The sequence below is a fragment of the Gryllotalpicola protaetiae genome (assembly GCF_003627055.1).
GTDB classification, from domain to species: Bacteria; Actinomycetota; Actinomycetes; order Actinomycetales; family Microbacteriaceae; genus Gryllotalpicola; species Gryllotalpicola protaetiae.
In genome coordinates this window covers 2720572-2732945 of the sequence record NZ_CP032624.1, presented here as the reverse complement: position 1 = coordinate 2732945, position 12374 = coordinate 2720572, and the positions used below count along the sequence as shown (strand labels likewise).

Genomic DNA, 12374 nt, shown 5'->3' with positions numbered 1-12374 from the left:
CAACACAATACGTACTGGCACGCAGGCGAATACGTAGTTTGCCGGATTCGCCGACTACGTCACCCGGGCAGAGTCAAGACATGCTCATCTCCGATCCGTTCGCGATCGACACGGTCGCCAGGCTCGAGGCCCGCGGATTCTTCGCGGGAACCGCCGTCAGCGCCGTCGAGCCGCTGCACCGCCGCAGCCTCTGCTACCGCGTGCGCCTCGCCGACGGGCGGTCGCTGTTCGTCAAACGGCGCTCGCGCAGCACCGCCGAGACGCTGGCCGCGAGCTTCGCCTATGAGCGCCGGCTGACCGAGGTGCTCGCCGGGCGCCGCATCCGCATCCCCGCCGAGTTCCTCACCCTCGCGGCCGACGACGACGAGATCCTCGTCACCGAAGACCTGGTCGGCTACGCGCCGCTCGCCGAGCGGCGGGCAGAGGCCGGCGGCACGAGCGAGCTGTGGGCGCACGAGGTCGGGCGCCGGCTCGCCATGCTGCACCGGGCGACCTCAGGTGAGGCATCCGCCGCCCTCATCGACAGTGACGACGCAGAGGTGAGCCGCCTGCGCCTGCCGGAGCGCCTGCTCACCGCGCTCACCGTCGTCTCGCCGGGCCCCGCCACATCGTGCACCGACGGGTGGGTCGAGATGCTCGCGCTCGTGCGCCACGCCGGCCTGCTGCGCGGGCTCGAGACCGCGGTCGCGCACTGGACGCCGTCGTGCGTGATCCACGGCGACGTCACCGACGACAACCTGCAGTGCACCGAGAGCGCTGACGCCCGCGAACCGGTCGTCTTCGTCGACTGGGAGTCGGCGGGCTATGGCGACCCCCACTGGGACTTCGGATGCCTGGTCGGCGAGTTCCTCGGCAGCTGGCTGCTCGGCCTCGACTTCCGAGACGGCACGACCCTCGACGAGTGGATCGCCGGGTCGGCCATCGCCTTCACCGATGTGCTCGCCGAGATCCGCGCAGGCATAGCCGGCTACGAATCCGTTCTTCCCCAGACCCCCGAAGACCGCAGGCAGTGGGCGCGGTTCGCCGCGTTCAGCCTGCTGTCGAAAGTCGCCGGCATCGCCGCCGACGCGCCCATCCTGCCCCCGCACGCGCTGGCCTACCTCCAGGCCGCCGAACAACTCGCGCTGCGACCCGACGCCGCGCTGGAACTGCTCTCATGATGACCCTCGATTTCTCCCCCATGTCCCCTCTCTCTGCGAGCGGCGCCCGACGCAGCAACATGCGCTGGTACCCGCTGCTGCGGCGCATCGCACGCGAAGTCCAGGCGCCGCTCGCCGTGACCTCGGCGTACGAGCTCGACCTGCTCACCCGCCGCCTCTATGCCGCGTACTTCCACGGCCACACGGATGCAGAGGCGTGGCCGCCGCGCGACGACCACGGCACCCTGCACCCGGTCGGCGACCCCGACGCGGCGTTCGTCGCGCGGCTGCAGGCCGAGTTCCCAGGGAACCGCCGGCTGCGCACGCGGCTGCTCGGCTACCTCACGATCCACGGCTCGACGCACGTGGGCGAGCCGGCGCCGCCGACGGTGCGCTGCTACCTCAATGTGAGTCCGGATGCCGCGCCCCACGTGTTCAGCGCGGTCGTCGCCGGACTCGAGTCGAGGGGCGTCGCGTTCGCCGCGAAGCTGCTCGACAACCCGGCGAACTTCGGCCGACCCGACGCTGCCGTGTTCTACACGACCCGCGCCGACGCATCGGCACTCGTGAGCAGCGCGAGCGCCGCATGGGACGAGCACGCGTTCGGCGCCGCCGTGCCCGCGTTCACCCGCGAGGTGGCGCCCGGCATCGCGATCGCCGACGACCCGGGCGACGGCGTCAGCTTCGGCTACCACCGCTGCGCGCTCATCGCCCACGGCCTCACGGCGGTCGGCAGGTCGGACTCGCACGAGCGCCTCGGCGCGATCATCGACGCGTTCCTGCGCGCCGGCATCGACCCGGCCCGGCCGCACCTCGGGGCGGGCCAGCCCGAATTCACCCTCGACGGGGCGGCGGCATGACACGCCTTCCGTGACCCAGACCCGGGAGCGTTGACGACACACCCACCCCCTTCTCCCTCACCTGTCGACGCCACCCGACGGCCGCTCGCGGCCGGCACCGCGCAAGCCCCCTGCGATCCCAGTCCGCAGGGGGCTTGTGCGTTGTGCGGGGTGGCGGGCTCAGCCCGCGTCAGGCGGCGACGGCTGCGACGGCAGCGGGGCGGCGAAATCGGGCGCGCACCGCCTTCACGATGAGGTCGAGCAGGACGCCGCTCAGCACGCCGAACGCGATCGCGATGCCCATCGCGACGAGCGGGTTGCCGAGCAGCGCGAACGCCGCCGACCCGACGAGCGCGGCGATCGCCACGTGGAAGGCCGTGTAGATGGTGACCGAGGCGACCGCCAGGGGGAAGTACCTGCGCAGCGGCATCCGCCCGGCACCTGCCGTCATCGAGACCGCGACGCGCACGACCGGCAGGAACTTCGCCGTGATCAGGATCGAGGCCGGGCTCGAGTCGAGGCGCCGCTGGGCGAACCGGAAGGCGCGGGCGAGGCGGGGGCGCTTCGGGGTGATCCAGCGCTCGACGCCGAGGCGGCGGCCCAGGTGGTACGCGATCAGGTCGCCCGCCAGTGCGGCGGGCACGGCCACCGCGAGCACGAGCCACACGCTGCCGCCGGCTGCTGCCGCGGCGGCCGCGGTCGCCACCACGAGCGTCTCGCCGGGCACGAACGGGAAGAAGCCGTCGATGACGAGGAACAGCGCGACCAGCGCGAGCGCCCATGGTGAGGCGGCGGCGAGGGTGATGAGATGCCCGAAGTCCATGACATCGAAATTACGGATGCTTCGCGCCCACGTCGTCACCCCCTGGTCGCCCCTCACCCCCTACTGCGGTATCGCATTTCGCGCCGGTGACCGCCCGGCGCCAAGCGGTGTGGCACGGTAGCCGTGGAAGGAGGCGACATGCCGCGATTCGGCCTGCCCGACACGCTCACCGCGTGGTCGAAGCGCGCACCGCGAGAGCCGCGTGCTCCGCGCGAACCGCGCCTGCCCCGGCCGACGCGCACCCCGCGCCGGGCGCTGTCGCCTCGCGCCCGCCGCGTGCTGTTCTGGGTCGTGCTCAGCGCGGTCGCCGCGAGCCTCTACGCGGTCGAGGTGCCGACGTCTGTCGAGCTCTACAGCGTTCCGATCGAGATCGTCTTCATCATCGTCGCCGCGCACGTGGGGGCGCTGCCGCTGGCGGTGTGGCGGCCGCGCGAGGCATCCGGCCTGGCTGTCGCCGCCGCCTTCATCCTCGCGCTCGTGTCGATCGACGGCGCCGCGAGCGCGCCGTGGCCGTGGGCTGTCACTCCCCTGATCACCCAGTCGCTCGTGCTCGCGATCGTCGCGTGGCGCGACACCTGGTGGTGGGCGCTCGCGGCGTGGGCGGGGAGCGCGGCGGCATCCGTCATCGCCGCCCTCGTGCTGTGGGCGAAGGTGCCGTTCCCCGAGAGCCTGACCAGCATCATCGTGTTCTCGAACATCGCATTGTTCACCGTCGCCGCCGCGATCGTGCTGCGGCTGCTGCTGCGCACGCGTGTGCAACTTGCGGAGGAGCGTGAGACCAGCGAGAGCGAGCGCACCAGGCGTCAGGTCGCCGACGAGCGCACGCGCATCGCGCGCGAGCTGCACGACGTGGTCGCGCACAGCATGTCGATCCTGAACGTGCAGGCGACCAGCGCGCCGTACCGTCACCCCGGGCTCGCGCCCGAGGTGGTGACCGAGTTCGAGCAGATCGCCGCGCAGACGCGCACGACGCTCGCCGAGATGCGGCGGCTGCTCGGGGTGCTGCGGGCGGATGAGCCCGCGGGGGGTGTCGGCGGTTCGGGGACTGGTGGGGCCGCTGGGGCCGCTGCATCGGTCGGTTCCGGTCCTTCGACGGGCTCGACGGCCGAGCTCGCGCCGCAGCCCGGGCTGCCGCAGCTGCCCGCGCTGATCGAGCAGGCGCGGCAGGCGGGCGCCGAGATCCTGTACCAGCCGGGCACCGCGCTCGACCAGCCGGTCGACGACGTGGTCGGGCTGTCGGCGTACCGCATCGTGCAGGAATCCCTGAGCAACGCGCTGCGCCACGCGCCCGGCGCGCCGGTCACAGTGACCGCGACGCGCGACCCGCAGGTGCTCGAGCTGATCGTCGTCAACGGGCCGGTGCGCGGTCAGGCCGCGCGCGAGACCGGTCAGCTCGCGGGCGCCGGGTTCGGCCTGCGCGGCATGCACGAGCGCGCGGGGGCCGTGGGCGGCACCGTGGAGTACGGGCCGACGCCCGACGGCGGCTGGCGCGTCTCTGCCGTGCTGCCGGCGCGACCGGGCGGTGCGTCGTGACGCGCCTCGTGATCGCGGACGACCAGGGTATGGTGCGCGCCGGCTTCGCCGCCCTGCTTTCCGCCCAATCCGACCTCGAGGTCGTCGGGCAGGCCGCCGACGGCGCCGAGGCGGTGCGCCTCGCACTCGCACTCGTGCCCGACGTCGTGCTGATGGACGTGCGCATGCCCGTCATGAACGGCATCGACGCGACGGCTGCCATTGCGGCTGCGGGCATTCCGACGCGGGTGCTGATGCTGACGACGTTCGACATCGACGATTACGTCTTCCAGGCTCTGCAGGCAGGGGCGAGCGGATTCCTGCTCAAAGACGCCCTGCCCGCAGAGCTCGTCGACGCGGTGCGCGTGGTCGCCGCCGGCGAGGGGCTGCTGTCGCCGCGGCTCACCCGGCTCGTGATCGAGCAGTTCGCGCGCGGGGCCGGGTCCGGTCAGGCATCCGCCGCTTCGCCTGATGTCAGCGACGCCCGACCTGAGCTCGCCGAACTGACCCAGCGCGAGAACGAGATTCTCGTGCTGGTGGCGCAGGGGCTGACGAACGGCGAGATCGCGCGGTCGCTGTTCCTCGCCGAGCAGACGGTGAAGACGCACGTGTCGCGGATCTTCACCAAGCTCGGGCTGCGGGACCGGGCGCAGGCGGTGATCCTCGCGTATGAGAGAGGGCTGGTGCGGCCGGGCGCGTAGGCACGCGTCGCGTATTCCCCGTTGCGGCTCGTCTTGTGGTCAGGCCGTCAGGATGACCGGGCCGTCGGCCGTGATCGCGACGGTGTGCTCACTGTGGGCGGTGCGAGCGCCGGTGGCACTGCGCAGGGTCCAGCCGTCGGCGTCGGTGATGAGCCGCGCAGTGTCGGCCATGACCCACGGCTCGATCGCGATGAGCAGGCCGGGGCGCAGGCGGAATCCACGGCCGGCGCGGCCGTCGTTGGCGATGTGCGGGTCCTGATGCATCGTCGTGCCGACCCCGTGGCCGCCGAACTCCGTGTTGACCTCGTAGCCCGCCGCACTGAGCGTTTCACCGATCGCCGCGGAGATGTCGCCCGTCTTCGCGTCGGGCTGGGCTGCCGCGATGCCCGCCGCGAGAGCCCGCCGAGTGGCCTCGATCATCTTCGTGTCTTGCGGGTTCGCGGTGTGACCGACGGTGAAGCTGACGGCGCTGTCGGCGACGATGCCGTCGAGGGATGCCGCGAAATCGAGCGTCAGCAGATCGCCGTCTCTCAGCGCGTAGTCGTGCGGCAAGCCGTGCAACACGGCGTCGTTGACCGAGGTGCAGATGTAGTGCCCGAAGGGGCCGCGGCCGAAGGAGGGGGCGTAATCGACGTAGCAGGAGACCGCTCCGGCCTCCTGGATGAGTTGGCGCGCCTGCGCGTCGATGTCGAGAAGGTTGGTGCCGACCGCTGTGCGCTGTCGGAGCGTCGTGAGGACGTGGGCGACGAAGCGGCCGGCTGCCTCTGCACGATGAAGCTCCGCCGGGCTGAGGATCTCGATCATGCGGTAATACTATCCCGGTATTAGTATTGGGGGATGGTTCGCGTGCCGCTGTCTCCTGCCGAAGTGCAGCGCGGGCGGCGGCTCGGGGCGCTGCTTCGCTCGGCCCGCGGCGAGCGGTCGATTCTCGAGGTCGCTCTTGCGGCCGGCATCTCGCCGGAGACGCTGCGGAAGATCGAAACCGGGCGCGTGGCCACGCCGTCGTTCGCGACCGTGGCCGTGGTCGCCGGGGTGCTCGGGCTGTCGCTTGACGCGGTGTGGGGTGTTGTGAGCCGGGCGCCCGAGCCGGTCTCGCTGTAGCGTTCTGCGGTGGAACGGCGCCCGGGCGCACGTTTTTCGAGACTTTGTGTGCCGGAGGAGGTTTCCACCGCGTCGCCGACGGCGGTCAGGCTCAAGCGGCGGAACGTGAACATCCGTCGCCTGTCAAGGCCTGGTTTGAGTGCAGAGGTGTCCGTCACTCTCGAACCGGGAGAGTTCATCACCGAGGGGGAAACTCATGAGCTTGGTCACCGCAACGCTGCACCGCCTTACCCGAGTCGTTCGGGACTCGCCTGCACTTGCCGACGTCGAAGTGATCGCAGTGGGCGATGGCGACTGGCGAGTGAGCCTGCCTGGGGGCAGCCCGTTCGGCTTGCTGGGCTTCGTGACGCTGAGCGAGGGTCGCTATCACGTGCAGTCGCTCGGGCGCCCGTTCGTCGAGCTGAGCACCGACACCCTCGAGGAGGCGATCGACGCGCTCCGGCCGCGCAGCGCGGATGTGCCGGCGATGCTCGCAGGCATCCGCCCTGCCCGCGACGCCGCCTGACGCCGGCGCCGCGGGCGCGTGGTACGCGGGCGCATGGCGCGCGACGAGTAATCCGCGAGCCCGTGACGCATGGCACGTGGCACGCGGGCACGCTGAGCGGCACGTGGGCGTTGAGCGATGCGCGGTCTGGCGCGAGGCGCGCTCGCCCGGCATGCTGAGCGCATGAGCGAGGAACGCGGAGTCCACGAGCATCCCGGCGTCGGGCCGACGCGCCGCATCGAGGCGCTCGTCGACGGGGTGTTCGCGATCGTGATGACGATCATCGTGATCGAGATCGATATTCCTGAGGGGCCGGCCTCGCAGCTGCTGGCGCAGCTCGGCGAGAACGTGCCGACACTGCTCGGCTACGCGCTCGTCTTCATCACGCTCGGCACCGTGTGGTTCGGCAACCGCACGTCCGCCGACTTCGCGCGCTACGCCGACCATGCCTACGTCTGGCTCACACTGCTCATGCTGATGCTGGTCGCCTTCGTGCCGTTCACCGCGAACCTGCTCGCCCACTACCCGACCTCGCGGGTCGCGGTCGTGACGTTCGGCATCCACGTGACGGCCATCACGGTGGTGCACGGGTCGCTCACTCTGTATCTCTCATTCCACCCGTGGCTGCTGCACGAAGGCATGACGGATTCCTATCGGAAGCGCTCGCGGTTCCCCGCGTTCACCCTCGCGATCGGCTACGCGGTCAGCACACTGATCGGGCTCGCCTGGCCGCCTGCGGGGCTCATCGCCTATCTGCTCGTACCGGTCCCGTACGTGTCCGGGCTGTTCTACCGCTGGCTCACGCACCTCGCGCAATCGCCTGCGGATGAGGAGGAAGCGGCGACGTGACGCTCGCGCAGCGCTACGGGGTGCGGGGCGGGTAGGTCTCGAGCGCTCGATCGACCACGCGGCGCGGAACGCGTGGGCGGACCGTGGGTCGGGACTCAGGAGAAGTGTCCGGCGATATCGCCGATGCGCCCTCGATCGCCGCCGCGAGCACCTCGGCGAGGTGCTGTGCTGTACGCCCCTCACCCAGGTGCTCGAGCTGGGTTCGGCAGCTGAAGCCGTCAGCCAGAACAAGCGCGTCGGGTGAGGCCGACCGCACCGCCGGCAGCAGGTCGTGTTCGGCGACCGAGACAGAGACGTCCAGGTGGCCGGCCTCGAAGCCGAAGTTGCCGGCCAGCCCGCAGCATCCCTCGACCGCCTCGGCGCGGATGCCGGCCTTCTTCATCAGCGTCTCGTCGGCCGCGAAGCCGAGCACCGCGTGCTGGTGGCAGTGCGGCTGCACGACCGCCGCACTGGCGACGAGCGGCGGCTCCCAGTCCGGGGTGTCGAGCAGGAGCTCGGCGAGGGTGCGCGCCCGGTCGCGCAGCAGCGCGATGTCGGGGTCTGCGGGCAGCAGCTCCGGGCCGTCCGAGCGGAAGACGGCGAGACACGACGGCTCGAGCGCGACGAGCGGGGTGCCCGACACGAGGTACGGGGCGAGGGCGTGGGCGGTGCGGGCGAGCACCCGCTTCGCACTCGCCAGTTGCCCCGTCGAGACGAGCGTCAGCCCGCAGCACAGCGCCTCGATCGGCACGACGACGCGGTAGCCCGCGTTCTCGAGCACGGTCACGGCCGCCCGCGCGACGTGCGGGTGGAAGTTGTCGGTGAAGGTGTCAGGCCACAGCACGACCTCGCCGTGCGGCGCGGCAGCAGGCGACGGATGCTTCGCGAACCAGTCCGTGAAGCGTTCCGCCTGGAACTGGGGCAGCGGCCGATCGGGCTCGACGCCGCCGAGCCGCTTGGCGAGCCGGGCGCCGCGCGCGCGACCCAGTCGATTGACGAGACCCGGTAGGCCAGGCGCGACGTGAGTGAGGCGCGCCCACAGCGGCAGCCACCCCATCGAGTAGTGCGCCGCGGGCCGCACCCGGCCGTCATAGTGATGGGCGAGGAACTCGGCCTTGTAGGTCGCCATGTCGACGTCGACCGGGCAGTCGGACAGGCACCCCTTGCACGACAGGCACAGGTCGAGGGCGTCGCGCACCTCGGTCGAGCGCCAGCCGTCCTGGATCGGGCCGTCCTTCGCCTCGCCGTTCACCATCTCGAACAGCAGGCGGGCGCGGCCGCGGGTCGACTGCTCCTCCTCCCCCGTGGCGCGGTACGACGGGCACATCACCCCGCCCGTGTGGCTGCGGCAGTTGCCGACTCCGACGCAGCGCAGGGCGGCGCGGTCGAAGCGGCCCTCATCGTCGGGGTACGAGAAGTGCAGCTGCACGTCGACCTTCGGCCGGTAGTCCGCGCCGAGCCGCAGGTGCTCGGTCGGTCCGAGTGGCACGTCGAAGCGGCCGCCGGCCGCGACGACGACCTTGCCCGGGTTCATCAGATCGCTCGGGTCGAACACCGCCTTGAGCTCTCGGAACGCCTCGACGACGCGGTCGCCGAACATGATCGGCAGCAGCGCCCCGCGCGACTGTCCGTCGCCGTGCTCGCCCGAGAGCGAGCCGTCGTACGACGCGACGAGGTGCGCCGCTCGCTCGATGAACGCGCGATAGTGGTCGATGCCCTGCTCGGACTGCAGATCGAACGGGATGCGGCAGTGCACGCACCCCTGCCCGAAATGGCCGTAGCGCGAAGCCGGCTGCAGCTCGAACTCCTCGAGCAGTGCGCCGAAGTCGCGCAGGTAGTCGGCGAGCCGGTCGGGCGGCACAGCGGCGTCCTCCCATCCCTCCCAGGTGTCGCGCTGGCCGGGCACCCACGCGGTCGAGCCGAGCCCGGCCTCCCGCACGTCGAGCATCTCCTGCTCTTGCACAGGGTCGTCGAAGATCTTGGCCGCGGGCTTCGGGTCGAATGACTCGAGCTCGGCGAGCAGGCGCTGCGATCTGGCATCCGCCTCTTCACGCGATGAGCCGGGCATCTCGACGACCAGCCATGCGTCCCCGGGCGGCAGCAAGTGCAGCGCCTTCGTGTTCTCGCGCTTGCGCTTCTCGTTCTCGATGAGGATGCTGTCGAGCCCCTCGATCGACAGCGGGTCATGCCGGGCGATCGTGGGGGATGCCGCTGCCGCGTCCTCGATGGACGGGAAGCCCAGCACGATGAAGGCCTTCGCGGCCGGCACGGGCACGAGCTGAAGCTCGGCGTGCAGCACCGTGACGAGCGTCGACTCCGATCCCACCAGCGCGCGGGCGACATCGAAGCCGCGCTCGGGCAGCAGCGCGTCGAGGTGGTAGCCGGAGACGAGGCGCGGGATGTCGGGGAAGCGCGCCCTGATCTCCTCGCCGTACTCGTCGGCGATGGCCCGCATGCGCTCGTAGAGCCGGGCGCGAGCACCGCCTTCGGAGAGGATGCGCTCGTATTCGGCATCCGTCGTCGGCCCCACCCAGCACCGCGTGCCGTCGTACGTCACGATCTCGAGCCGCCGCACGTTGTCGCTCGTCTTGCCGTAGGCCTGGGCCGTCGAGCCGCACGAGTCGTTGCCGATCATGCCGCCAAGGGTGCAGTGCGAGTGGGTCGCCGGCTTCGGGCCGAACTGCAGATGGTGCGGTGCGAGCAGCGCGTTCAGGGTGTCGAGCGGGATGCCGGGCTCGACGACGCACGTGCGGGCGTCGACATCGAGTGAGACGAACGCATCGCAGTGCTTCGACCAATCGATGACGACGGCTTCGTTGCAGCACTCCCCCGCGAGGCTCGTGCCGCCGCCGCGCGAGAGCACCGGCGTCGCATAGCGACGGCAGACCTCGAGCGCCCGCACGCCCGCCTCGACCGAACGCGGCACCACGACGGCGATGGGCACCTGGCGGTAGTTCGACGCGTCCGTCGCGTACGCGGCACGCGTGCCGTCATCGAAGCGGACCTCACCGTCGACCTCGTCGGCTAGCGCGTCGGCGAGACCCCGCACGTCGACGCCGGCCGAGGTGATCATTCCCGCTGGCCCGCGTCGTCGCCGCCGAGGTGCAGCACGTTCTTCGCGCGCTGCAGAGCCTCAGCGCCGATCGCCTCGGCCGAGTCGACGACCGCGCCGACGCGCAGCGGGTCGCGGCCGGCGAGCGCCTTCAGGGTGTTGTTGCGATACTCCTTCGAGATCTTCGGCGGAAGCGGCGGAGCGTTGCGCGTGACGTAGGCGTCGATCAGGGTGACGCCGTCGTGGCGGAAGGCCTGCTCCCAGGCATCCGCCGCCTCGTCGTCATGGCGCAGCCGCACGCCGCGGAAGCCGAGCAGCTCTGCGTAGCCCGCATAGTCGATCGATTCGACGTCCTGCGAGCCGCGCCACACCGGGTCGGCGTCCTGCGTGCGCTGCTCCCACGAGACCTGAGCGAGGTCGTCGTTGTGCATGACGGCGATGATGAACTGCTTGTTCGGCCAGCGCTCCTGGTATTTCTTCAGCGTGATCAGCTCGTTCATTCCGAGCATTTGGAAGGCGCCGTCGCCGATCGTGCAGATGACCGGCCGGTCGGGGTAGGCGAACTTCGCCGCGAGCGCGTAGGGCATCGCGGCGAGCATGCTCGCGAGCCGGCCGGACAGGTCGCCGCGCATGCCGCGGCGCAGGCGCACGTGATGCGCATACCAGTCAGCCGTCGTGCCCGCGTCGGCGGTCACGATCGCGTTCTCGGGCAGCCGCTCGTTGAGCTCGAAGAACACGCGACGCGGGTTCACCCCGTCGGGGAACGAGACCATCGCCTCGGCGCGCATCTCGCGCTCCCAGCCCTGGAACGCCTCGGCGACGTCGCGCTGCCAGCCGAGGTCGGATTTCTGCGCGATGAGCGGCAGCAGCGCGTCGAGCGTCGCGCCGACGTCGCCCCAGAGGTTCGCCTCGGTCGGGTAGCGCACGCCGAGCTGCTCGGGCTTGAGGTCGACCTGCACGGCGCGGCACTGCCCGGTGGCCGGCAGGAACTCGCCATAGGGATAGTTCGTGCCGAGGAGCACGAGCGTGTCGCACTCCTTCATCTGGGTGAGGCTCGGCATGGTGCCGAGCAGGCCGAGCTGCTGGGTGTGGAACGGGACGTCGCTCGGCACCACGTCCTTGCCGCGCAGCGCGGTGACGATACCGGCGCCCGTGCGGCGCGCGAGCTCGAGCACCTGGTCGGTGGCGCCGCGCGCGCCCGCACCGACGAGCAGGGTGACCTTCGAACCCGCGTTGATGACGGATGCCGCCGCCTCGAGCGCCTCAGGCGCGGGAACGATGCGGGTCGAGGCGGGCGCCGAGCTCGATCGGGAGACCCAGTGGGCGGCGCCGGGCTCTGCGGCATCCATCGCCTGCACGTCGTGCGGCAGCACGATGACCGCCGGCTGCAGCCGCGCCTGCGCCGTGCGAAACGCCGTGTCGACGACGGCCTGCGCCTGCTCGGGCGACACGATCGTCGTGACGTAACAGGCGACGTCGGCGAAGACCCGCTCGAGGTTGCTCTCCTGCTGGGTGAAGGTGCCGAGCGCGTCGAGGCCCTGCTGGCCGACGATCGCGACGACGGGCACGTTGTCCATCTGGGCGTCGTAGAGCCCATTGATGAGGTGGAACGCGCCGGGGCTCGAGGTGGCGACGCAGACGCCCACCTCGCCCGTGAACTTGGCGTGGGCGGTCGCCATGAACGCGGCGATCTCCTCATGGGTGGGCCGGATGTATTCGAGCCCCTCCCCCTTCACGTCGAGCTCGCCCAGCACCCCGTCGAAGGCGCCGATGCCGTCGCCAGGGTAGCCGAACACACGGCTCACACCCCACTCTCTGACGCGGTCGATGATGAATTCGCTCACGGTCTTGGCCATGACGGGTCGTTACCCAGATCGAGCCCGCGCAAAAGCGGC

At 71.0% G+C, this 12374-nt stretch carries 11 protein-coding genes; 7 read left to right on the top strand and 4 right to left on the bottom strand.

All coding sequences use genetic code 11. The annotated features are described in order from the left end of the window. The first annotated feature begins 80 nt into the window (after positions 1–80). Together D7I44_RS13245 and D7I44_RS13240 are read left to right on the top strand one after the other, a co-directional pair. On the top strand, positions 81–1160 hold the full coding sequence (locus tag D7I44_RS13245) for a phosphotransferase family protein (RefSeq protein ID WP_120789927.1): 1080 nt from the start codon (positions 81–83) through the stop codon (positions 1158–1160). A gap of 20 nt (positions 1161–1180) precedes the next feature. Beyond that, a complete protein-coding gene (locus D7I44_RS13240) occupies positions 1181–1999 on the top strand; it encodes a T3SS effector HopA1 family protein (RefSeq protein WP_162940276.1) in 819 nt (272 codons plus the stop codon). Positions 2000–2168: 169 nt separating this feature from the next. Here the strand turns inward: D7I44_RS13240 and D7I44_RS13235 are convergent, their stop codons facing one another. Further along, positions 2169–2801 carry a DedA family protein gene (locus D7I44_RS13235; RefSeq protein WP_120789925.1) on the bottom strand — a complete coding sequence of 211 codons (633 nt, stop codon included), beginning with the start codon at positions 2799–2801 and terminating at the stop codon, positions 2169–2171. A 138-nt stretch (positions 2802–2939) separates the two neighbouring features. On the opposite strand from D7I44_RS13235, the gene D7I44_RS13230 reads away from it, so the two are divergent. Continuing rightward, positions 2940–4334, top strand: coding sequence for a sensor histidine kinase (locus tag D7I44_RS13230; RefSeq protein WP_120789924.1), 1395 nt, complete (start codon positions 2940–2942; stop codon positions 4332–4334). Then, on the top strand, positions 4331–5014 hold the full coding sequence (locus tag D7I44_RS13225; RefSeq protein WP_120789923.1) for a response regulator: 684 nt from the start codon (positions 4331–4333) through the stop codon (positions 5012–5014). Before D7I44_RS13230 ends, D7I44_RS13225 begins: the two co-directional genes overlap by 4 nt. A 39-nt stretch (positions 5015–5053) precedes the next feature. Here D7I44_RS13225 and map read toward each other — a convergent pair whose 3' ends face one another. Beyond that, complete coding sequence (gene map / locus D7I44_RS13220) at positions 5054–5818, bottom strand: type I methionyl aminopeptidase (protein ID WP_120789922.1); 765 nt, start codon at positions 5816–5818, stop codon at positions 5054–5056. 33 nt (positions 5819–5851) lie between these two features. Between map and D7I44_RS13215 the strand changes: the two genes are divergently transcribed. From D7I44_RS13215 to D7I44_RS13205, 3 genes are all read left to right on the top strand, one after another. After that, on the top strand, positions 5852–6115 hold the full coding sequence (locus D7I44_RS13215) for a helix-turn-helix domain-containing protein (RefSeq protein ID WP_120789921.1): 264 nt from the start codon (positions 5852–5854) through the stop codon (positions 6113–6115). A 196-nt stretch (positions 6116–6311) separates the two neighbouring features. Beyond that, positions 6312–6620: a hypothetical protein gene (locus tag D7I44_RS13210; protein WP_162940275.1), complete on the top strand. Its 309-nt coding sequence runs from the start codon at positions 6312–6314 to the stop codon at positions 6618–6620. A gap of 162 nt (positions 6621–6782) precedes the next feature. Further along, positions 6783–7448 carry a TMEM175 family protein gene (locus D7I44_RS13205; RefSeq protein ID WP_162940274.1) on the top strand — a complete coding sequence of 222 codons (666 nt, stop codon included), beginning with the start codon at positions 6783–6785 and terminating at the stop codon, positions 7446–7448. Positions 7449–7461: 13 nt separating this feature from the next. On the opposite strand, the gene D7I44_RS13200 is transcribed toward D7I44_RS13205, so the two are convergent. Together D7I44_RS13200 and D7I44_RS13195 are read right to left on the bottom strand one after the other, a co-directional pair. After that, the gene (locus D7I44_RS13200) at positions 7462–10500 is read right to left on the bottom strand and encodes an FAD-binding and (Fe-S)-binding domain-containing protein (protein ID WP_120789918.1); all 3039 of its coding nucleotides are present in this window, start codon (positions 10498–10500) and stop codon (positions 7462–7464) included. Further along, the gene (locus tag D7I44_RS13195) at positions 10497–12335 is read right to left on the bottom strand and encodes a thiamine pyrophosphate-requiring protein (protein ID WP_120789917.1); all 1839 of its coding nucleotides are present in this window, start codon (positions 12333–12335) and stop codon (positions 10497–10499) included. The genes D7I44_RS13200 and D7I44_RS13195 overlap by 4 nt, the downstream gene beginning before the upstream one ends. Positions 12336–12374: the final 39 nt, after the last annotated feature.